General features: G+C 51.5%; 19 protein-coding genes. 14 read left to right on the top strand and 5 right to left on the bottom strand.

Features of this window, described 5'->3' with window-relative positions; all coding sequences use genetic code 11:
* Position 1: 1 nt before the first annotated feature.
* Together AK95_RS09160 and AK95_RS09155 are read right to left on the bottom strand one after the other, a co-directional pair.
* Positions 2–1639 (bottom strand): response regulator transcription factor, encoded by a 1638-nt coding sequence (locus AK95_RS09160; RefSeq protein WP_071219667.1) that lies wholly within the window; start codon positions 1637–1639, stop codon positions 2–4.
* On the bottom strand, positions 1617–3461 hold the full coding sequence (locus AK95_RS09155; protein ID WP_235613069.1) for a cache domain-containing sensor histidine kinase: 1845 nt from the start codon (positions 3459–3461) through the stop codon (positions 1617–1619). Before AK95_RS09155 ends, AK95_RS09160 begins: the two co-directional genes overlap by 23 nt.
* Positions 3462–3585: 124 nt before the next feature.
* Here AK95_RS09155 and AK95_RS09150 point away from each other — a divergent pair, with 124 nt between their 5' ends.
* From AK95_RS09150 to AK95_RS09130, 5 genes are all read left to right on the top strand, one after another.
* The gene (locus AK95_RS09150; RefSeq protein ID WP_071219666.1) at positions 3586–4467 is read left to right on the top strand and encodes a carbohydrate ABC transporter permease; all 882 of its coding nucleotides are present in this window, start codon (positions 3586–3588) and stop codon (positions 4465–4467) included.
* The gene (locus AK95_RS09145) at positions 4468–5307 is read left to right on the top strand and encodes a carbohydrate ABC transporter permease (RefSeq protein ID WP_071219665.1); all 840 of its coding nucleotides are present in this window, start codon (positions 4468–4470) and stop codon (positions 5305–5307) included. It abuts the gene before it with no gap.
* A 69-nt stretch (positions 5308–5376) separates the two neighbouring features.
* Entirely contained in the window at positions 5377–6663 is a 1287-nt protein-coding gene (locus AK95_RS09140; protein ID WP_071219664.1) for an ABC transporter substrate-binding protein, read from the top strand.
* 149 nt (positions 6664–6812) lie between these two features.
* Positions 6813–8855: a beta-galactosidase gene (locus tag AK95_RS09135; RefSeq protein ID WP_071219662.1), complete on the top strand. Its 2043-nt coding sequence runs from the start codon at positions 6813–6815 to the stop codon at positions 8853–8855.
* Positions 8856–8903: 48 nt separating this feature from the next.
* Positions 8904–11093 (top strand): alpha-galactosidase, encoded by a 2190-nt coding sequence (locus AK95_RS09130; RefSeq protein WP_071219661.1) that lies wholly within the window; start codon positions 8904–8906, stop codon positions 11091–11093.
* Positions 11094–11240: 147 nt separating this feature from the next.
* On the opposite strand, the gene ymzB is transcribed toward AK95_RS09130, so the two are convergent.
* Positions 11241–11582, bottom strand: coding sequence for a protein YmzB (gene ymzB / locus AK95_RS09125; RefSeq protein WP_071219659.1), 342 nt, complete (start codon positions 11580–11582; stop codon positions 11241–11243).
* A 189-nt stretch (positions 11583–11771) separates the two neighbouring features.
* Between ymzB and AK95_RS09120 the strand changes: the two genes are divergently transcribed.
* Positions 11772–12683, top strand: coding sequence for a hypothetical protein (locus AK95_RS09120; protein WP_071219658.1), 912 nt, complete (start codon positions 11772–11774; stop codon positions 12681–12683).
* Positions 12680–13237 (top strand): hypothetical protein, encoded by a 558-nt coding sequence (locus AK95_RS09115; protein WP_071219656.1) that lies wholly within the window; start codon positions 12680–12682, stop codon positions 13235–13237. Before AK95_RS09120 ends, AK95_RS09115 begins: the two co-directional genes overlap by 4 nt.
* Before the next feature lie 47 nt (positions 13238–13284).
* Here AK95_RS09115 and AK95_RS09110 read toward each other — a convergent pair whose 3' ends face one another.
* Positions 13285–13464, bottom strand: coding sequence for a hypothetical protein (locus AK95_RS09110; protein WP_071219655.1), 180 nt, complete (start codon positions 13462–13464; stop codon positions 13285–13287).
* A 123-nt stretch (positions 13465–13587) separates the two neighbouring features.
* Between AK95_RS09110 and AK95_RS09105 the strand changes: the two genes are divergently transcribed.
* The 7 genes from AK95_RS09105 to AK95_RS09075 all read left to right on the top strand — a co-directional run bounded on the left by AK95_RS09105 (position 13588) and on the right by AK95_RS09075 (position 21160).
* Entirely contained in the window at positions 13588–14382 is a 795-nt protein-coding gene (locus tag AK95_RS09105; protein ID WP_083397571.1) for a sulfite exporter TauE/SafE family protein, read from the top strand.
* Between the two features lie 49 nt (positions 14383–14431).
* Positions 14432–15337 (top strand): aldo/keto reductase, encoded by a 906-nt coding sequence (locus AK95_RS09100; protein ID WP_071219654.1) that lies wholly within the window; start codon positions 14432–14434, stop codon positions 15335–15337.
* 307 nt (positions 15338–15644) lie between these two features.
* On the top strand, positions 15645–16514 hold the full coding sequence (locus AK95_RS09095) for an ABC transporter ATP-binding protein (RefSeq protein WP_071219652.1): 870 nt from the start codon (positions 15645–15647) through the stop codon (positions 16512–16514).
* Entirely contained in the window at positions 16507–18708 is a 2202-nt protein-coding gene (locus AK95_RS09090; protein WP_071219650.1) for an ABC transporter permease, read from the top strand. The genes AK95_RS09095 and AK95_RS09090 overlap by 8 nt, the downstream gene beginning before the upstream one ends.
* Positions 18709–18797: 89 nt before the next feature.
* On the top strand, positions 18798–19487 hold the full coding sequence (locus AK95_RS09085; protein WP_071219648.1) for an RNA polymerase sigma factor: 690 nt from the start codon (positions 18798–18800) through the stop codon (positions 19485–19487).
* On the top strand, positions 19468–20310 hold the full coding sequence (locus AK95_RS09080) for a hypothetical protein (RefSeq protein ID WP_071219647.1): 843 nt from the start codon (positions 19468–19470) through the stop codon (positions 20308–20310). The genes AK95_RS09085 and AK95_RS09080 overlap by 20 nt, the downstream gene beginning before the upstream one ends.
* Positions 20303–21160 (top strand): ATP-binding cassette domain-containing protein, encoded by an 858-nt coding sequence (locus tag AK95_RS09075; RefSeq protein WP_071219646.1) that lies wholly within the window; start codon positions 20303–20305, stop codon positions 21158–21160. Before AK95_RS09080 ends, AK95_RS09075 begins: the two co-directional genes overlap by 8 nt.
* Positions 21161–21235: 75 nt before the next feature.
* On the opposite strand, the gene AK95_RS09070 is transcribed toward AK95_RS09075, so the two are convergent.
* Complete coding sequence (locus AK95_RS09070) at positions 21236–21493, bottom strand: DUF3949 domain-containing protein (RefSeq protein WP_071219645.1); 258 nt, start codon at positions 21491–21493, stop codon at positions 21236–21238.
* Between the last annotated feature and the right edge of the window lie 201 nt (positions 21494–21694).

Below are 21694 nucleotides of genomic sequence, written 5' to 3'. Positions count from 1 at the left end.
TCTACGCTTCCTGCTCATGCAGCTTGCGGAATTCCTTCGGCGAAATGCCCTCTTGCTTCTTAAAGACAAGACTGAAATATTTCTCGTTCTTGAAGCCGACCATTTCGGAAATCGCTGCCATTTTCAAGCCCGGATTTTGCAGCAGGATTTTGGCCTTGGAGATGCGGATGCGGTTCAGATGTTCCGGGATGTTAATGCCGTGCCTTTGCTTAAATTTGCGCGAAATGTACTCACGGCTTACGTGAAATCGGTTTGCAATATCATACAGCGACACGTCGTTCTGATAATTTTGCTCGATAAACGCCGTAATGTCATGGATCAGGTCCTGACCCGTTTGCTTCTGAGACTGGACAGCCGAGGCCAGCAGGCTCATTAATTCAATCCAATACTGCTGCCACTCGGACAGCGAGCACACATACTTGTCCGGGCTTGGCCGCTCGATGGTGGCGCTTTCCTCTTTGTACAATTTCAACAAAGCCTCAGACGACGGGTTAGCGGTTTCATGAATGACGTGATTGGCGAATCTTTCGATATCGCGGTCCCAACGCTCCAGAAGCTCCGGCGTGAGAACGCCGCTTTTCCGAATAGCTGCGATGAATGACTCTACGGCTTCGGTTATGGGAGCGGGCTGGCCGCTAAGTATGGCGAGCTTCCAGGGATCCTCATACCCGCTGAATTGCACGCCTTTATGATGGTCAACACCCGATCGGCGCTGCTCCTCTGTATCATGGATAAAGTGATTAAGCACCAATAAATCGCGCTGATGCAGGGCAGACGAGCTTCGGGCATACAATTCCGGAATGTCTGCCGGGTATTGACCGTCGGGACTCACGCCAAAATGCATGTGGCGCGACAAGGTGCGGTGCATCCCGTTATTGATCTCTTGTAGCAGCGTGGCAAGTGTGGCAAGTTGATCCCACAGCAAAATAACCAGTTGGTGAGGTGAACCAAAGTGACGGAAGGCGATCCCGATCCGGTCCTTTTGCAGAAATTCATTGCAAATATTGAGCAGGGCAAACATGAGCAAATCCTGATGATGGCCAAAGCGGCTATAAAGCGCGTGGTCTGACTTGTCCATTTGCATGACGGCCAGTCGTATCGTCTGCGCATGCTCCGGTACGATGCCTTCATCCTTGAGGCGATGGACCACCTGGGAATGGGCGCTTTTGTCATCGATAAGGCTGGATAACAGCTTCTCGGAATAGACCGGCCGGTACTCGTTCACCTGAACATGCTGCTGCCGCGCCGCAAGGCGCTCCCGTTCCTCGGCTTTCCAGGCGGCCGTCGCCTTGGCTACCGCTTGGTTGATAACGGCTTCCTCAATGGGCTTCAGGATATAATCCGTGCCGCTGTACCAGATGGTGTTGCGTACGAATTCGAAGTCGTCATGCCCGCTGATAACAATGAATTTGATATCCGGGTAATTTTTATGAATCCATTCCATGAGATCCACGCCGTTTTTGAGCGGCATCAGCATATCCATGAGCACGAGGCTCGGTCGGAACGCCGGAATCAGCTCCATCGCCTCAAGGCCATTGGCGGCTTCCTCAATATCGGTAATCCCGTGCGTCTCCCATTGGACCAGCAGTCGTATGGCTTTACGCACGCGTGACTCGTCATCCACGATCAATGCCTTCATCCGTTTCACCTTCCACATTTATAGTCAGTACAACTCGAAAGCCATGCGGCTTGTTGTTTTCGATGCTGAACTTGGATTTTCCGCGATAATACAGTCTCAGCCTTGTCATGATGTTGATAAGTCCGATCCCGCTGCTGTCTTCCGTGTCCATTTCGGAAAGAACCTGAAGCTGTTCCAGATCCATCTCTTCCATCCGAAGCAAATGCTCCTGCATAGTTTGAAAGGGCTCATCCTGCATTCCGTTTCCGTTGTCCTCAACCGTGATCTGCACGATGGAGGCCGACAGGCGCTTACTTTTTAGCGCGATGTAATTGTTTTCCGCCAAGGGGTTCATGCCATGCTTGAAAAAGTTCTCGATCAGCGGCTGAACCAGCATTTTCGGGATCAACACCTGCAAAGTCGACTCATCCACATCGTAACGGAAGTCGAACTGATTCTCAAATCGTTCCTTCTGCAGCTCAGCGTAATCCTTGATATGATCGAGCTCCGTAGCCAAGGTGACCGGCTTGTCCGTATTGTACATGCTGTATCTCATCATCCGGGCAAGAGCGGAGATCAGGGAGTAAATCCTCTTCATGCCATGCTCTAGCGCAAGGGTGCCGATGGTTTGCAGCGCATTGTTCATAAAATGCGGGTTCACCTGAGCCTGCAGCGCCCGGAGCTGGTTGGTCCGGTTCGCCAGCTTCAGCTTGTATTCCTGCAAGATGAGGTTGTTGATCGTATCCATCATGCTGCCAAACCTGCGGTGAAGGGTTCCGATTTCGTCTTTGCGGTTAGAGGAGATATCCACAGTCATTCGTCCGCTTTTGACTTGGCTCATAAGGCCCACCAATTCCCGGATCGGCGCCGTGATATAGACCGAAATCCAGATCGTGGCGGCGATGATGAGAATAAGGGACACGCCGATCAGCAAAATATTGACGAAGGCTGCTTTGTCCGCGCTGCTCAGAATATAGGAGGAAGGAATCTCCTTAATCATCGTCCAGTCGCTGATCGATGTTTTGATATTGTTATACAGATAGATTTTGTTGTTATACTCGAAATGGCCTTCCTTCTTGCCGGACTGCTTGATGGTGTCGTACCATTCCGTTTGAAGCTGCTGTCCAAGCCTCTCGTCATGGCCGGCATACATGATATAACCGGCTTCATTCGTAATATACAGCTGCTCATGTTCGGGCTGGAACAGCTGATTGCTGATCCGGCTCAGGAAGTTCATATCCATATCGATGGCGAGAATGCCTAATCGCTCGGTAGAAGGGACGCGTTCTATGACCCGGTACATCGTGAATACTTGTTTATCGGCCTCGTAGGGATAAGCTAACTGAAAGCCATACGTGTGCAGGGGATGGGGCGGCTGCAAGACCACCGTATCGGTACTAAGATCGGGAATTTCGGGATAGAGGTTGACGTCACTTGTTTTTCTGGCGATATCCTGGGCGAACAATGTGGCCTCTCTTTTGCCGTCGACATAAAGATAGACCTGTCTGGAGCCGCTGATGGCTTTTTGAATGGACTGCAGCGTGGCGGACTGCCTGCCGCTGGCATTGATGTTCTCATGACTATAATAAAGGCTGCGGAAAAAATCCGGATCCGAATAAACCGTAAGGGAATTACGGTTCATGTCTTCCAAATAGCTCTCCAAATTCAACCGTCCCTGATAGAGAAGGTTCATATTTTCAACAACGGCCCGTTCCTTGAGCGAGTTGGTGGTCATGACATAGCTGATGATCATGGAGATGGTGGTCGGAATGATGGTGGCCATGATCATAAAGGTAATCAATTTTGTGCGAATGCTGTTCCAATTCCAGTTCAATAAATTCACCGCCGATCAATTTTCTATACCATTTAGTTCACATCCTGTGGTAGTCCCAGGGTCTTCATCTTAGCATAATTAAATCATAGAGAAATGGATAGAGAAACGATAGGACAAGCGGAGGGGGATTTACATGAACAGCAAGAGAACGGCTGCCTTGACGCAGCAGTTGGTTTATATCGGACCCGCGCTGCTGTTTTTCGGTATTACGATCATTATCCCATTTGTGATGGGGATGTATTACTCGTTTACCAACTGGAATGGTGTCTCGGGGAATGTCGAATGGGTCGGGCTGGACAATTTCAAACAGATTTTCACAAATGACAGCGCATTCGCACAGTCCTTCTGGTTTACCACCAAGTTTACGATCGTTGGCGTGCTTCTAACGAATCTGGTCGGTTTTTTCCTGGCCTACTTCTTAACGAAAAATATTAGGGCGCGCAACTGGCTGCGGACGATTTTCTTCATGCCGAACGTGATCGGAGGATTGCTGCTGGGCTTCATCTGGCAGTTCATCTTCATAAAGGGCTTTGCCACCGTTGGCGAAGCTACGGGGATTCCGTTCTTTAATCTTCCGTGGCTGGGAGACGAAGTGACCGGCTTCTGGGGCATTGTCATGGTCTTTGTATGGCAATCGTCAGGCTATCTGATGGTCATCTACATCGCGTCCATTACGAATGTGTCCAAGGAAGTCATGGAAGCTGCCGAGATTGATGGAGCGAACCGGTTTCAAGTGCTTAAGAGCATCATCGTTCCACTCATCATGCCGGCGGTCACCGTATGTTTATTCCTGGCAATATCCTGGTCCTTCAAAATGTTCGACCTGAACCTGTCCCTCACGAAGGGCGGGCCATACCGCTCCACGGAATCACTGGCCATGAACGTGTACAATGAGGCATTCCTGAACAACCGGTATGGACTCGGGACGGCCAAGTCCCTGATCTTCTTCCTGGTCGTTGCCGTCATCACGCTCATTCAAGTCCGATTAACGAAGCAGAAGGAGGTTGAAGCTTAAATGAGATCGAAGAAACCTCCTATGTCGGCTTCCACGATCGTATTGCAGATTGTGATGGTCATTATAGCGCTGATCTTCCTGGCGCCCTTTTACTTCCTGCTGGTGAACTCGGTCAAATCGCTGGGCGATATTATGGTCGACGCGGCCAACTGGCCAACCGCCTTTCATTTTGACAACTACAGCAAGGCTTGGGAAATGACCCGCTTCCCGGAAGCATTCGCGAATTCCGTCATCATCACGGTTATCAGTAATTTAATCATCGCCATGCTGAGTGCGATGGCGGCTTACCGAATGGTTCGGTCCAATACGAGATTCAATCAAATCGTGTTCATGCTGTTCGTATCGGCCATGGTCATTCCGTTCCAATCCATTATGATTCCATTGCTGCAGGTCATTAACTTCCTGGGCGTTAACAACAGCATCGTGGGCTTGATTCTCAGTTATCTGGGACTCGGCATCCCGTTGTCGGTATTCCTGTTCCACGGATTCGTGAAAGGCATTCCGCTTGAAATCGAAGAGGCCGCCACGGTCGACGGAGCTTCTCCGTTCAGAGTATTTGCCCGGATCGTTTTGCCGATGCTGAAACCTATGATGGTGACGGTCATCATCTTGAACTGTCTGTGGGTATGGAACGACTACCTGCTGCCGTCCTTGATTCTGCAAAGTCCGGAACTGCGGACGATTCCGCTTGCGACCTTTGCCTTCTTCGGGCAGTATTCGAAGCAATGGGATATGGCGCTGCCGGCGCTCGTGCTGGGCATTACGCCGATCATCATCTTCTTCCTGTCGTTACAGAAGTACATTGTTGAAGGCGTTGCTGCCGGCTCCGTTAAGGGGTAAAGGCAGCCCGGCTTCTCCCAAATCGGTTATTCCATCTTTATATATAAACAATTCTAGGGGGTAGTAAAGATGAACAAAATGAAATTATCACTCGTGATGCTGCTGGCTTTCTCGCTGCTGCTTGCGGCCTGCGGCGGCAAGTCGGAGGAAGGCCAGGGCGGAAGCTCGGATGGAGCTTCCGGCGAAGTGAAGACCGTTAAGATTTTTCAATTCAAAACCGAGATCGTAGACGGCTTGAATGAACTCAAGGTTGAATTCGAGAAGGAGTATCCGAACATCAAGCTGGATATTCAAACCGTGGGCGGCGGTGCAGACTATGGTGCTGCTCTGAAAACGAAATTTGCATCCAACGATGCGCCAGATATTTTCTCCAATGGCGGCGACGCCGAGATGGAGATGTGGATTGACCGCCTGGAGGATCTGTCCGATCAGCCTTGGGTGAACGATCTGGTGGACATGGCGAAAGAGCCGATGACCAAAGACGGTAAAGTATACGGTATGCCGATGAACCTTGAAGGATGGGGTTACATCTACAATAAAGATTTGTTTGAGCAGGCGGGCATTACCGAGCTTCCTAAAACCTATGCCCAACTGGAAGATGCCGCGAAGAAGCTGGAAGCGGCAGGCATAACCCCTTTTGCTAACGCTTATCAGGAATGGTGGTTGATCGGTAACCAAGGCATTAACCCGGCGTTTGCCCAGCAGGAGGATCCGAATGCCTTTATCCAGGGCTTGAACGACGGCACGCAAAAATTCGCGGGCAATGCGAAGTTCGAAGAGTGGGCCAAGCTGATGCAGCTGACATTGGATCACGGGAACAAAAACCCGCTGACCACCGATTACAATACGGCCATCTCCCTGCTGGCTACCGGCAAAGCAGCCATGATGCAGAACGGCAACTGGGCCCAGACCGAGATTGATGCCATCAATCCGGACCTGAATCTTGGCTACCTGCCGATGCCGCTTGGCGACAATGCGGAGCTGAATGACAAGCTGAACGTAGGCGTACCTGCAAACTTGGTCATCAACAAGGATTCCGCGTCGAAGGAAGAAGCAAAGATTTTCCTGAACTGGTTTGTTACATCCGATATCGGTAAAGAATACATCGTCAAAAAATTCAAATTCATTCCGGCCTTGAAGACCATCGAAGCAACGCCTGAGGATATGGGTGACTTGGGCTCGGCTGTGTGGGAGTATGTGCAGGCTGGAAAAGTACTGCCAAGACAATCCGCGAAGTTCCCTGACGGTGTAGCACAGGAATTCTCCGGTGCGATGCAGGCCTTCTTCGCCGGCAAATCCGATGCGAACAAGATGCTTGAGGATATGCAGACATCCTGGGATAGTCTGAAAAAGTAAGGAGCAGCACTCTAATCCAAGTTAGCGAATCATCATAAGAGGTATGATCCCTGTCCGACAAGACTTGGGATGGTGCCTCTTTTCTTTAAGATTCAAATTACGATAGTTACGATTTTCCTAGCTAGAAGAAGGATGAAGGAGGCAATTTGATGATTAATCAACGTTTACCCAAAATATGGTATGGCGGGGACTATAACCCCGAGCAATGGGATAAGGCAACGATGGAAGAGGACCTGCGGATGTTCGAGCTGGCCGGTGTTGACGTGGCGACCCTCAATGTATTCTCCTGGGCTAAAACGCAGCGCGATGAGGACAGCTACGATTTCACGTGGCTTGATGAAATTATGGACCGCTTGGCAGAGGAGCAGGTTCATGTCTGCTTGGCAACAAGCACGGGGGCGCATCCGGCCTGGATGGCCAAGAAATGCCCGGACATCCTGCGTGTTGACTACGATGGGCGCAAACGCAAATTCGGCGGTCGCCATAATTCATGTCCGAACAGCCCGACATATCGCAAATATTCGGTGCTGATGGCGCGTAAGCTGGCTGAGCGTTACAAGGATCATCCGGCACTGGTCATCTGGCACGTCTCGAATGAGTACGGCGGGTATTGTTATTGCGACAACTGTGAGTTACAGTTCCGCGTCTGGCTGAAGGAGCGCTACGGGTCGCTCGACAAGCTGAATGCCGCATGGAATACCGGCTTCTGGGGCCATACCTTTTACGAGTGGGACGAGATTGTGGTACCGAATGCGCTCAGCGAGGAATTCGGCGGAAACCGAACCTTCTTCCAAGGGATATCGCTGGATTACCGCCGTTTCCAGTCCGACAGCTTGCTGCAATGTTACCGACTGGAAAGAGATGAGCTGAAGAAAATTACGCCGGATATTCCGGTCACGACCAATCTGATGGGATTTTATCCGGAGCTGGATTACTTCGAGTGGGCGAAGCACATGGATGTGGTATCCTGGGACAACTATCCCGCGATCGATACGCCGGTAAGCTTTACGGCGATGTCGCATAATCTGATGCGCGGGCTGAAAAGCGGACAGCCGTTCATGCTGATGGAGCAGACTCCGAGCGTTCAGAACTGGTCGCCCTACAATTCCGCTAAGCGTCCCGGCGTAATGAGGCTGTGGAGTTATCAGGCCGTAGCGCATGGCGCGGATACGGTCATGTTCTTCCAGCTCCGCCGTTCCGTCGGGGCATGCGAGAAATTCCATGGCGCATTGATCGAGCATGTGGGACATGAGCATACCCGGGTCTTCCGGGAATGCGCGGAGCTGGGGCAAGAGCTGCTGCAGATCGGAGACAAGCTGCTCGATTCCCGTTCGGACGCCAAGGTAGCGATTATGTATGATTGGGAGAATCGTTGGGCGCTAGAACTGTCAAGCGGACCTTCCAAAGCGCTGAATTACGTGGATGAGGTTCATAAGTATTATGATGCGCTGTACCAGCTGAATATCCAGACGGATATCATCAGCGTTGAGGAGGACTTGAGCAAGTACGATGTGGTGATTGCCCCGGTGATGTATATGGTTAAGCCTGGCGTTGCCCAGCGAGTAGAGCGGTTTGTGTCCAGGGGCGGAACCTTTGTGACGACCTTCTTCAGCGGCATCGTCAATGAGAACGATCTGGTGACCCTGGGAGGTCATCCCGGCGAGCTGCGCAAGGTGACTGGCATCTGGGCCGAGGAGATCGATGCCCTGCTTCCCGGACAGCAAAATCAGATCAACATGAAGCAGGATTGGGGGTCGCTGCGTGGAAGTTATCCATGTGGAATTTTGTGTGACATCATCCATGCGGAGACAGCGGAGGTTCTGGCGGAGTACGGATCCGACTTCTATAAAGGCACGCCTGTTCTCACGAAGAATGTCTTTGGCGAAGGTCAGGCCTATTATGTGGCGAGCAGTCCGGATTCGCAGTTCCTGCAGGGATTTCTCGCCAATCTGTGCGAAGAACAGGGCGTGAAGCCGCTGCTTGAAACACCAGCCGGAGTAGAGGTGGTAGAGCGGGTGAAGGAGGGGAACTCCTACTTGTTCATCATGAACCACAATGCCGAAGAGATGACGTTTGATGCAGGTTCTGCCAATCAATTCGATCTCCTGGGCAGCCGGCAGATTTCAGGCCATGTTACGATTCCGGGAAGGGACGTCATGATTCTGGAAAGGACGGCCGCCGTAAGGTCTTAAGAAGGACCATGGAGATTTAACTCGGACCTTGTTAGGGGGCAAAAAGCAGTGAGTATACATTTTCATGAAGATCTGGGAGTGTTCCATCTCCAAAGCGATCGGTCAAGTTACGTGATTGAGCTTGTGCGGGGCGTTTATCCGGCGCATGCCTATTGGGGGCGCCGGATTCGCGATAACCGCGTCGGCAATTTACTGGAGCGCCGGGGAAGAGCATCCTTTTCGCCCACGCCGTTTCGCGAGGACGCTTCCTTTTCCCTGGACAGCTTGCCTCAGGAATATCCGGGCTACGGCAGCGGCGATTTCCGGCAGCCTGCGTATCAGGTACAGCTGGCTAACGGGACTACGGTCACCGAAGCTGAATATGTCCGTCACCGGATATACAGCGGCAAACCGAAGCTGGAAGGCTTGCCTGCCGTATACACGGAACAGGATGCCGAGGCGGATACGCTGGAGTTGGAACTGCTTGATCGGGCAAGCGGCTTGACGATTTATTTGTCTTATACGGTCATGCATGCGTTCGACGCCATCACGCGTTCCGTGTCCTTCCGTAATGACAGCAAGGAGAACATCACCCTGCTGCGGGCCATGAGCGCCAGCGTGGATATGAATCATAGCCGTTATGATCTTTTGCATCTTCATGGGGCATGGGCGAGAGAGCGCCATGTGCAGCGCAGAAGATTATCTCCCGGCATGCAGGGAATTGAGAGCCGCAGGGGGTCAAGCAGCCATAACCATAATCCGTTCCTTGCGCTGCTGTCCGAAGGCGCCGGCGAAGAGCATGGTGAGGTGTACGGCTTCAGCCTTGTATACAGCGGCAGCTTCTCCGCGCAGGTTGAGGTGGATCAATACGAAACAGCCCGGGTCACGATGGGATTGAATCCATTCGATTTTTCCTGGATGCTGGAGCCGGGACAGTCGTTCCAGACGCCGGAAGCGGTAATGGTCTTCTCGGCAGAGGGCCTCGGCGGCATGTCCAGACGCTATCATAAGATGTACCGTACAAGGCTGAGCCGGGGGCAATTCCGGGATGCTACGCGCCCGGTGCTGGTTAACAACTGGGAAGCGACCTACTTTAACTTTAATGCGGATAAAATCGAGCAGATCGCCAGCGCCGGAAGGGATCTCGGTATCGAGCTGTTCGTGCTGGATGACGGATGGTTCGGCAAGCGAAATGATGATACGACTTCCCTTGGGGATTGGGTCGTTGACAAAAACAAGCTGCCGGAGGGCCTTGAGGATCTCGTGAAGCGGGTCCGCAATCTGGATATGCAGTTCGGCTTGTGGTTTGAGCCGGAGATGATTTCGCCGGACAGCGATCTGTACCGTCAGCATCCGGACTGGTGCCTGCATGTGGAGGGACGCCGGCGAACGGAAGGAAGACAGCAGCTGATCCTGGACTTCTCCCGTGAGGAAGTAGGCGATGCGGTGGCCGATATGCTTCGGAGCATCCTGCAAAGTGCGCCGATTACCTATGTGAAATGGGACATGAACCGGAATATGACGGAGATCGGGTCGGCTGCGCTGCCGCCTGAGCGCCAGCGGGAAACGGCCCATCGTTATATGCTGGGGTTGTATCGGGTGATGGAGCAGCTGACGACCGAGTTCCCGCATATTTTGTTTGAGAGCTGCTCCGGCGGTGGCGGACGTTATGATCCGGGGATGCTGTATTACATGCCGCAGACGTGGACAAGCGATAACTCCGATGCCGTCAGCCGATTGAAGATTCAATACGGAACGAGCCTTGTGTATCCTCTTAGCTCCATGGGAGCCCATGTGTCCGCCGTTCCGAATCATCAGGTGTTTCGGAATACTTCGCTGCGTACGAGAGGCCATGCAGCGATGTCGGGCAATTTCGGATATGAGCTTGACCTGACGGCCTTCAGTGAGCAGGAAAAGGAAGAGGTCCGCGAGCAGGTGAAACTGTACAAGGAGATTCGGCATCTGGTGCAGTTCGGGGATTTCTATCGCCTTCGGAATCCGTTCGAAGGGAACGAAGCAGCCTGGACCATCGTCTCCGAGGATCGCTCGGAAGCAGTGCTGTATTACTTCCGCATCTTAAGCGAGGCGAATGAACCGATTGTGTGGCTGCGCACGGCAGGGCTGGATCCGGAAGGGGATTATCGGTGCGTGGAGGATGGGAACATCTACGGCGGAGACCGACTGATAAACGCCGGATTGGCCATTCCCGCGATGCATGGCGATTTCCAGAGCTTTATGTGGAGATTCGAGCGAGTGTAAGCTGTTGACTCAAGCAAAGGGGGATCAACTGTGCCCCGAGCGCAAGCGTTATGTACAATATAGATCCAGCATAAAGCGAATAAAGCCAAAAGAACCGTCAGAGCTGTACAACTCTGGCGGTTCTTGCTGTTTCATTCCGGCTGCTCCTTAGGTTGTCGTGATGGAATAGGTACTCCGATCCGTAGTGAGCACCACTTGATGGTCCTGGATGTCCGCAGCCGTTAACCCGTCCAGTCCAATGACGAAGGCATCGCTTGGCAGCGGCGCTTCATGGCCGGCCGTGATGACAACGCCGGGGCCGTGCAGCAGGAGCGCATGGCGGTCTCCATAACCGTCGATGGACTGCTCTTGATGCTGCTGGTGTTCAAAACGCTCCAGCTGTATTTTAATCTGATCCTGATCCTTTTCTTCTTGCTTGGATATGTGCAGAGTGTGATTGCTTTTGGATTGAAGCCAACGGGTGACCTCTTCGATCGATGGATTCATCATGAACACCTTCCTTGATTTTAGGGTGGCTTCAAATAGTCTGTCCATGATGGCGTAACCTTATTTCAAATTCATGGGCTTCCTCCGCCAGAAGCATATGAAAAATTAACGCTAATCAAACCCTCTTCATCTATTTACGTGTTAATATAGTTAAATAATATGGAACAATCGCATGATACATAAGGAGGGGCCATGAGCAAGAAATGGTATTACGTTCTCGCCATCCTGTTCGTAGCCTGCAGCTGGGTCGGGAATGTCTGGTATTATGAAGCCAACCAACTGGGAAGAACCGTATTCCTTGAGCATCATGTGGAAACAAGGGAAGGGGGAGGCCGCGTATTTGACTTGTATTACGTAGAGGACAAACGGGCAGATAAGACGTTAAGCTCCATCCGGATCGAAGGTTATCCCGAACAGATCGTAACGCCATACCCCAAGTATGCAGAGTATCAGAGGCAATACTTAGGCAAAATGATGGTGAACTTAAATAAACCCGCTCCTGAGGAAGAAGCGCCAGAAGAAGAGCAGCTAAAGGAACCGGTTCTCGTTCGAGAGATTACCGCCCTATATTCCGATGGAACCTCGGAACAAGTGGATATCGGGGAGATTTACATATGGCCCGGCGTATATGATCAGGAAGAACAACATCCGATATCGTGGACGTCCGGCGGATCCTCTTCCGATAACTCGGGCTACGAATCTGCCGTCGTGAAGCGGAACCTTCAATTAACGGCGTTCTCTTCTAAATTGCTGGATATCGCAGACGGAGGGGATCTTCGAATCCATGCCGACATTTCCGGACTAATACCGGGTACTAGTTACCAGTCGCAGCCTTCGGAAGCGCACATCGAGTTAAGAGGTGAACCTATCGACGAGATTCAGCTTCCACTTAAGATTAATAAAGGGGATTCCATTAGAATCAGCCATCAATTTGATATGCCATCGCTTAAGAAGAGTATGCAGGTATATCAGTTGATATTGAGAAGCACCTTTATAGAGGAACGCGGGCGGAGATGGTATGAAGACACGCTGATTCCTTATCAACCAAGTCCGACGGAACAAGAAATGACGAAATTTGTCCGGGAAAGCAGGAAGGGGTCATGAGGAGCGCTTGTTATCGCATCGTGTGGGGGCTGCTCTTTGTACTGGTCGACCTTAAGATCGAATTTGTGGATGTATTACCGGACATGCTGGGATACCTGCTGATGGCTTCGGGATTATGGCGGCTTCAGGCATTAAACGGATATTTTAGGGCAGGGCATCTGTCAGCCTGGCTGCTGCTGATCTGGTCGGTTCTTTCATTATTCTGGTTTCCTGAGGTGGGGGGGAGCCTGCCTATGCAATCGGTGAAGGGGCAGCTGATTCAACTGCCTGCCGTCTGCTTGCATATGGTATTGATTTTCGGAATCTGCCGAGGCATCCAAGCCAATTTCACAGACGCCGAATCCGGATTGGATCATAAGGCGCGCTTCCGGGGGCACTTGTTTATGGCAGCGCAGCTGCTATGGCTTATCGCCTACCCGTTCATCTTAAATCTGGATTCAGGCGATATGATCCCTGTGATTTTTGTATGCTCGCTCGTTGTGATGATTGCCGAGATCGCGGTTCTGCTTCTCGTCAGGCTGGCCGGACGGGAATGGGCAGAGGGAACGGAATAAAGTGCAAAAGACTTCTGCGCATAATTGCTAACAAGAGTTAACCAAGTTTAACTGTTATCTTTGCTGGGATGATAAACAATCGTAACTCCCAGCTGATTATATATTTCTTCGGTGTAGTGGTGATCCGGGCAATGCTTGATCGTAGCCATGTCTTCCTGCCTGGAAATCAGCTTCTGCTCGCAGTCAGGGCAACGGTCCTGAAAAAGGAATTTCAGCTTATTCAACATGGCCACCACACACCTCCTTTATTTCCGATATAAATACTTGGGTTTATTATAAATCAACAACGGGGCACATTCAATAGCAATGTGCGCCGTTACGATATTAAATTGAATTGGAGATCGATCACCTTGATAGTGCAGCTTGTAGTCATGATCTTTATAGGTATCATCGGTTCTTTTTTCTCAGGACTGCTGGGAATTGGCGGAGCGATCATTAACTTTCCCTTGCTGCTATACGTTCCTTCCTGGTTTGGACTGGAGGCCTTTACCTCCAAGGAAGTGGCGTCCATCAGCATGCTGCAGGTATTTTTCGCCTCATTGTCAGGCATGATCACCAACCGGATGAGTTCGCGCGGCGGTGAGTCGTACTTTCACAAGCCATTGGTCATTCAGATGGGGATCAGCACCCTGGTTGGCAGTTTGATCGGGAGTCTGTCCTCGATGCTGATGACCAGCGGTACGATTAACGTGATCTACGGTTTTCTGGCGGTTATCGCTGTGTTATTGATGATTGTGCCGACCCGGGCAACCATGGAAAACAGGTCGGTTAGCGAGGTGACTTATCACTCGGGGATTGCAATGGGAGCCGCCTTTATCGTTGGCGGTATTGCGGGGATTGTCGGCGCTGGAGGCGCCTTTATCCTGATCCCCATCATGCTGACGATCCTTAAGATACCGACGCGGATCACCATCGCATCATCACTCGCGATCGTCTTTCTGTCCGCGGTCGGGGGCGTTGTCGGCAAAATCGCCTCTGGCGACATTCCGATCTGGCCGTCCTTGTTCGCGGTCGCCGGAAGCTTGATGGGTGCCCCCATCGGCGCCATCATCAGTCGCAAGATGAACGTCCGACTGCTGCGATACGCCTTGGCACTTCTCATTGCGGTTACGGCCTTGAAGATCTGGATCGATATTTTAGGGTAAGTAAAGAAGTAGAACCTTATTCATTATAGGGAAGAGGAGGGGATCAAGCATGAGAACCAATCAGCTGGGATCTTCGGAATTGTATGTAAGCGAAATCGGGCTGGGCTGTATGTCACTGGGTACGGATAAGGGACAAGCCGTGAAGCTTATCCATGAAGCGCTGGACCGGGGCGTGAATTTTCTGGACACAGCGGATCTGTACGACGAAGGCCGTAACGAGGAACTGGTAGGCCAAGCGGTTCAAGGCCGGCGCGAGGATGTGATCATCGCTACCAAAGTCGGCAACCGTCGTGTACCGGGACAGGATGGCTGGGTATGGGATCCTTCCAAGCAATACATCAAATCCGCCGTTAAGGACAGCCTCCGCAGATTGGGTACGGATTATATCGATCTGTATCAGCTTCATGGGGGGACGTTAGATGATCCTATTGACGAGACGATTGAAGCTTTTGAAGAGCTGAAGCGGGAAGGGTGGATTCGATACTATGGCATTTCGTCCATCCGGCCGAACGTCATCCGCGAGTATGTTGCGAAATCCAATATCGTCAGCGTCATGAGCCAGTACAGCATTCTGGACCGGCGACCGGAGGAAGCGGTGCTCGATCTGCTTGCCGAGAACGGAATATCCGTCATTGCACGGGGACCCGTTGCCCGCGGCATATTGTCGGACCGTGGGCAAGCCAAAGCCGAGAAGGGCTATCTGGATTACAGCAAAAATGAGCTGCTTGATGTACTCAAGGAGCTTGAAGAGGTTGGCGGTGACACGGATCTATCCCATCTGGCTATTCGATATGCTTTGGCCCATGCCGCAGTTGCCTGCACCATCCCTGGTGCAAGCTCGCTTGAACAGCTGCGGCATAACTTGGCGGCGGGAAATAAGGAAGAGTTATCGCCGCAGGACATCCAATCGATCCAGGCGATCAGTCGTGCCAACCAATATGAGGCTCATCGGTAACGATCGGTGAAATAAGCCTGTGAATGATCCATCCCGTTAATTTTTTGGGACATGAAATATTTACGGCCTGAAGGTTTACGGATGAACCCCATCTTTGCATGTTATAATAACTGAATAAGAGCCTGACGTCAGGTGAATATAGATCATGCCCGCAATCCGCTTTAAGGATCACGGGCTTTTTTGTACCTTATATATGAATTGGCGTCAAAAGATTGGAAATGCCAAACTTTTTGAGACGATGGTTCGTTCCAAGTAACGTAAACCGCGCGGCTTATGCCATAATCGTTAATGGTGAAAGGATTCTAGAATGATTACCATTGAGCATCTATCAAAAACCTATCGCAAGGGCGCTTGGGCGCTCTTGGATGTTTCTCTACAATTGGATAAAGGTATGACGGGTCTGCTAGGCCCCAACGGCGCCGGCAAAACCACGCTGATGCGCATTCTGGCAACCTTATTGACGCCGACCTCCGGGCAGGTGAGAGTGAACGGGATATCGATTGGACGGCCGGAGGAGATCCGGCAGATGATCGGGTATTTGCCGCAGCATTTTCACATTTATCCGCAGCTGACCGGCCGGGATTATCTGGATTATGTGGCGGCTATGAAAGGGATCACGGAACGGAGTGCCAGGCAGAAGGAAATCTCCAGGCTGCTCGAGATGGTGAATCTCCAGGGAAAGGCTGATAAAAAAGTTCGCACTTATTCCGGGGGAATGAAGCAGAGGCTGGGTATTGCCCAAGCATTATTGGGATCGCCTGATATCTTGATCGTTGACGAACCGACATCCGGGCTGGATCCCCAGGAGCGTGTCAGGTTCCGGAATGTGTTAACCCGCTTTAGCATCGACCGGACGGTCCTGCTATCCACCCATATCGTCGCCGATATCGAAAGCAACTGCCGGCGTATCGCAGTCATGAACAAGGGGAGATTGGCCATGAACGGCAGCCTGACTGAACTGCAGGCTTGCGGGAAGGGCCAAGTATGGGAAGCGGTGATGAGCCCGGACGAATTTGCCTTGATTGATCCCATGTCCGTCGTGTCTACCCGAACCGTTCCGGAAGGCGTCCTCTGCCGGTTTATCGGTCAAGCGGCTCCGGTTGCAGGGGCGTTTCCCGCGGATCCGACCCTGGAGGATGGGTATCTAAGCCTGCTGCGGAGGGATCGCCATGCATAAATGGTGGAGGCACAGTCTTCTTGAGCTTCGGCTTTTGTTCGGCAACCCTTTGTTTGCCTCGCTTCCGATCATCTATGCGATTCTGTTCATCATTATGATGCTGCAGGCGGCGAGCGGCAACGGGCCGAACCATAATCTGTACACGGCGGCTTATTCCTTCCACATGCTGGGTCATACGATGACCCTGGGTCCGGCTATGTTAATCGGCATCTTGTCCATTCGCCGGGATGTCCGCCGTCGATCCTTTGAATGGAATCACAGCTTGCCTGTATCTTTCTTTACCTTGTTGTCGTCGAAATATGTGGTCAGTTTGTTGTACTTTTCCCTGTTCACATTGTCGACGTCGGTTATATTTTATATCCTGTCGGTTAGCCAAGGAATCGCCGGTCATATTGCGATGATGCATACCATGCAATTTGCTGTCCAGTATGAGGTTTCCTACATGGTGACACTCGCGCTCGCCATGCTTCTCGGGGCAAGCATTCCGAATCGGATCGTTTATTTGATTGGTTTCTGTGCATGGATGTTCGGAACGTTTTTCATGGAAATTTATATTATCAGCGAATTAAGATGGATGCCGGCCCAAGTGTTTCACCTCAATCAATTCTTCCTTCAATCCAATCGGTTTGAATATGAGAATTGGGGGTACGACCTGTTTGGCGAAGATTTAATGAGTTCCCGGTGGTTCGTGCTTGCCTTCACGTTCCTGCTGCTAACGGTGTGTTTGTTCTTGTTAAACCGCAAACGCCCTACGATGCTGCTGAAAGCGGGATGGCTCGCGGTGCTCGGGGCTGTCGTATTGACGGCAGCTGCAGCGGTACCTTACGGCACGCTATGGGCGGAACGATATGCCCAAATTGATGCGAAGCTTGAAGACCCTACGGTTTCTTATATCGATGATCCTGAAGCTGGATCCTTTTATCATGTTTCTTCTTATGATATCAAACTGAAGCGGCTGCCAAACGATGAACTTCGCGTGATGGCAAAGCTAACGATACCCGCCTCCGAATTATCGGGCATGAGGCAGCTTCCGTTAACCCTGAACCGGATGTTCAAGCTTGAGCGTGTCCAACTTCAAGGTATTGACGCTCCTTATCGCAGACAGGGAGATCGGCTATCGGTAAGGATGGTCGGCGATGCCAAGGGAGGAGACATTCAGGCCGAGCTGGAATATAGGGGCAAAGTCATGGACTTTATGGCCGGGTACTCCCGTGAGGAATTTTCGGTTTACAGTGTGGGACCCGAAGTTAAACTGGATGGATTTATCGCGTGGTATCCGCTTCCCGGTTATCAGCATGTATATTTAAAGAGTGATAACGAAGACCGTCCTCCGAAATATGTTTATTTGGGCTGGGAATTCGGCCGGATGCGTTATTCTTTCGGTGAGATGAAGCTGGAGGTGGAAGGTTATCCGGTTCCCTTGTATACGGGGATGCAGGAGCTGGAACGGAGGCCCGGCTACCAGCGGTTTGAGGATAGGGGGATCGAGCAGAACATCTCCCTGTACGGAGGTCGTTTCTGGAAGGAAATCCGCCGGAATGATCTCCCGATTACCGTCGTGACAACGCCATATATGGAGAAGGCATCCGTGATGATGCTGCGGGATATGCAAAAAAAATATGACTATTTCTCCAAGTGGGTACCCGCGTTCAACAGCAACGTCGACAAGATCTTATATTTAGGTCAAGGTTTTGATTATCCCCGGGTGGACCATCGTCTGATTCTGTCCTCGAACCAGTACACATATAACTACTCAAACTTGTCGGGCGAATGGATGAACTCGATTTTGTTTGGCAACCAGGATGGGCTTAATTATTATTTTGAACATCCGGAACGAGATGTGCGCGGAAAGATCAGCAGTCTTTTCTGGTATGTGTATTATGTGGAAGAGAAAGGGCTTAGCGATAAACAGCTGAGAGAGGATTATGGAAGCCTTAGATCGGTACAGCAGCTCCTTTACCGGAATGGGGACGGCGATGATCCTCAAAACAAAATAGGGATAAGTATGGCTCAGCAAGTCAGAAGGGCGTTGGAAGAAGGCAGAGGGGAGCAGGTCAAAGAGCTGCTGGTTCATTTTTACCAGCAAGGGCTGATGCTCCCGAGCACCGAACGGAATTCGTACTTAAATCCGGAGAGCCCGATTACGTACAAAGAGTGGCAGCAGAAATGGGATGCCATGTTGAATGTCAAATAATGACGACTATGCACATGCACACGGTCGGTTATAATTGAGAAATAGATATAATGGGAAGATTAGAATGCACATAGAAAGGGGGGGAAGGCATGATTTCCGATCAGCAGCTGTCCGAACGCATGGCTGCCGGCGACCAGGAAGCTTTTGAAATGCTGGTGACGAGGTACCATGGTCCGCTGCTCAGTTATACGACCCAGAGGCTGGCCGACAGGCAAAAAGCCCAGGATATCGTTCAGGAAACGTTTATCCGGCTCATTCGGCATCTGAAGCAGCACGGCACGCTGGAACATGTTCGCTCCTGGCTTTATCGCGTGGCTCTGAATATGTGCAAGGATTATTGGAAAAGCGCATCCTACAGGTCGGAAGGTCTGGCGGGTGAGGAGATGCCGGATGCATACGACCCTGCACCCGGCGCGGAGGAACTCGTGGAAAGGCAGGAAACCTCGCTTGAGATTGCAGCATCTCTGGAGAGCCTGCCCGATATACAACAGGAAGTCATATCTCTTCGATTCTTTCATGATCTGAAGCTGCAGGAAATCGCCGACCTGGTCGACCTCCCCTTAAGCACGGTGAAAACGCATTTATATAACGGCTTGAGAAAGCTGAAGAAAACATTGTCCATGGAGCATTCCGATTTGGTACCCGTTCATTCGTCCCGAAGGACGCGGGAGAGGAGTCCCCAGGAACAGGTACGGAACCGCTCCAAGTCGGAAGAGCCGGATTCGCAGAGCAAAGTAAAAGAAAGTGAGGTGTATCTCCATGGATCATCCATTCGATAATGAATTGAGAAGACTCGAAGACGAGCTTCGCGGCCCGCTTAGACGCGCTGCTCTTCCATCGCCGTCACCGGATGAGACGGCGCAGCTCATTGCGTCTCTTCAGGGAGAGTTCAATCAGCTCAGGATTGAGCCCGAGTCCCCCAAGCTGGATTTTAATCCGCAGGTCGACCCGCCCTCATTAAAACAGATTCTCCGGAGCCAGATCCGATTGAATCAAAGATCCATTCTGCTCACGGCAGGCGCGGTATTCTGCATGTTGGTTCTGCTGATCGATCCGGAGTATCCATTGGATCAGTTTGCCGGATTGCCCGGCGGCATTTTTCCGTTGATTACCCCGCTGCTGCTGATTGTATCGATGCTGTTCAGCAGCCGAACCTGGGATAAAGGGATGCGGGCCGTGGAGACCTTGACCCCATACCCGCCGGCTCTTGTGTTGTATACCCGCCTGCTGCTAGTGACCGGTATCGTCATCGGAATGGCCTTGCTGAGTACCCTCGCGCTCGGGCTGCGATCCATCCAGGCGGAAACCTCCCGCTTTTTATTCGGACCCTTTATCCTGGAGTGGATGGGGATTCTGCTGGTGACGGGAGGAGCTGCGATGTATATGCTGTTTCGCAAAGGCATGGTCGTCTCACTGATCTCGGCCGTCCTGGTCTACGGCATGTGGATCGTGATTCAAGGACAAATCGTGGATCACGGCGTTTCGATGAGCGGTAAAATGATGACGGACATGGCATTGCTTGTTATCGGAGTGATTCTGCTCGTCTCTTCCTACGGACGCAGTTTGAAGCTGAACGGAGCCTGGAGAATGGCCAATGATTAGGCTGGAAGGACTGGAACGACAGGCGGGTACGTACCGGCTTGAAATCGACAAAGCGGAGATTCAATCCGGCCTGAACCTCATCGTCGGGGCGAACGGCGCCGGAAAAACCACCCTGATCGAGCTGCTGACCACGCTGCAGGCGCCCGATGCAGGCGAGATCTTGTACAGCGGGCGCAGGGCAGGGGATCATTTGCCGCTAATCCGCAGCCAAATCGGTTATGTTCCGGCGGATATCGAGCTGTATGGAGATATGAAGGTCGGCAAGCTGCTGACCTATATGGCGGAATTAAAGGGCGTCTATAACCCGGAGGCCATTGACAGGCTGATGGCGGACTTTCGGCTGGAGCCTTTTCGCAAGAGCAAGGTCAAGAATTTGTCGCAAGGGGTGCAGCGGCGCATTGCCGTCGTACAGGCGCTGCTGGCTTCTCCTTCTTTTCTATTCCTCGATGAGCCGTTAAACGGTATGGACGCCGAGGAACGCAAATTCCTTATCACGTACCTGACCAAGTACGCCAGGGGCAGAATGGTGATCGTGGCCGCCCACGAGCTGAACGAATGGGAAGAGGCGGCGGATACCGTGATATGGATACACCGCGGTCGCATCCGGTATATCGGTTCACCGACCCAGTGGAAGCTGAATGTGGCCTCCAGCGTCTGGGAAGGCGAGATCGATCTGGAAGCCTTCGAGCGGATACCGCAGGAGCTGCTGATTCATTTTCAAATGACGGAACATCACATGAGAGTAAGGCTGATGGGGAAAAAGCAGCCGGGTCCCGAATTTGTGGAGAAGGCGCCTACGCTGGAGGATACCTTTTTCCTACATATGAACGCCTTAGCTAGACGCGGCTGAGTATAGCTTGGATCATGAAAAATCATCGCCTTCATTCGGGCGATGATTTTTGCGTTTTCATCCGTTTAAAGCCGCTTACTTGGTCATTTTTCCGCTCTTATGCCTCCAATTATATATCCACGAAGCAACCATGGTGGAAGGTAAAAACAAGACCTGCGTATTGTAGTGGAGCTGTTCTTCTTGAAACGACATCTTATTGTAATACGTTTCCTGATCGACACCTTGCCTTCGGGGATCTTCCTTTAACGCTGCAATATACCGGTACTGTACGGGAATCATGATCAGGAATGCGGCGACCAGAACGCTCGCAATAATCCACATCTCAGAACTCATTCGTACACGCTCCTTTGGTTTATCGTATATGGAAAGCCATATTAACATACACTACGTATTAAACCTCGGCATGGATTCAAATATTTACCATATGAACGCCCGATCATCCAACTTTATCTATCGAAAGCCAATCATCCGTTTCAGAACAGGGTAAGGAAGGGTAGGCACGGTGCGCGTCATCGTTGAACGGCGGCAGGCGAC

This window comes from Paenibacillus sp. LC231 (genome assembly GCF_001860525.1).
Lineage (GTDB): Bacteria > Bacillota > Bacilli > Paenibacillales > Paenibacillaceae > Paenibacillus_AQ.
Note: the sequence above shows the minus strand (reverse complement) of the source record. Positions and strands in the feature narration are given on the sequence as shown.

Coding starts and splice junctions, on each gene's coding strand:
- AK95_RS09160 (WP_071219667.1), bottom strand. CDS start 1,639: ATGAAGGCATTGATCGTGGATGACGAGTCACGCGTGCGTAAAGCCATA.
- AK95_RS09150 (WP_071219666.1), top strand. CDS start 3,586: ATGAACAGCAAGAGAACGGCTGCCTTGACGCAGCAGTTGGTTTATATC.
- AK95_RS09145 (WP_071219665.1), top strand. CDS start 4,468: ATGAGATCGAAGAAACCTCCTATGTCGGCTTCCACGATCGTATTGCAG.
- AK95_RS09140 (WP_071219664.1), top strand. CDS start 5,377: ATGAACAAAATGAAATTATCACTCGTGATGCTGCTGGCTTTCTCGCTG.
- AK95_RS09135 (WP_071219662.1), top strand. CDS start 6,813: ATGATTAATCAACGTTTACCCAAAATATGGTATGGCGGGGACTATAAC.
- ymzB (WP_071219659.1), bottom strand. CDS start 11,582: ATGATGAATCCATCGATCGAAGAGGTCACCCGTTGGCTTCAATCCAAA.
- AK95_RS09120 (WP_071219658.1), top strand. CDS start 11,772: ATGAGCAAGAAATGGTATTACGTTCTCGCCATCCTGTTCGTAGCCTGC.
- AK95_RS09115 (WP_071219656.1), top strand. CDS start 12,680: ATGAGGAGCGCTTGTTATCGCATCGTGTGGGGGCTGCTCTTTGTACTG.
- AK95_RS09110 (WP_071219655.1), bottom strand. CDS start 13,464: ATGTTGAATAAGCTGAAATTCCTTTTTCAGGACCGTTGCCCTGACTGC.
- AK95_RS09100 (WP_071219654.1), top strand. CDS start 14,432: ATGAGAACCAATCAGCTGGGATCTTCGGAATTGTATGTAAGCGAAATC.
- AK95_RS09095 (WP_071219652.1), top strand. CDS start 15,645: ATGATTACCATTGAGCATCTATCAAAAACCTATCGCAAGGGCGCTTGG.
- AK95_RS09090 (WP_071219650.1), top strand. CDS start 16,507: ATGCATAAATGGTGGAGGCACAGTCTTCTTGAGCTTCGGCTTTTGTTC.
- AK95_RS09085 (WP_071219648.1), top strand. CDS start 18,798: ATGATTTCCGATCAGCAGCTGTCCGAACGCATGGCTGCCGGCGACCAG.
- AK95_RS09080 (WP_071219647.1), top strand. CDS start 19,468: ATGGATCATCCATTCGATAATGAATTGAGAAGACTCGAAGACGAGCTT.
- AK95_RS09075 (WP_071219646.1), top strand. CDS start 20,303: ATGATTAGGCTGGAAGGACTGGAACGACAGGCGGGTACGTACCGGCTT.
- AK95_RS09070 (WP_071219645.1), bottom strand. CDS start 21,493: ATGAGTTCTGAGATGTGGATTATTGCGAGCGTTCTGGTCGCCGCATTC.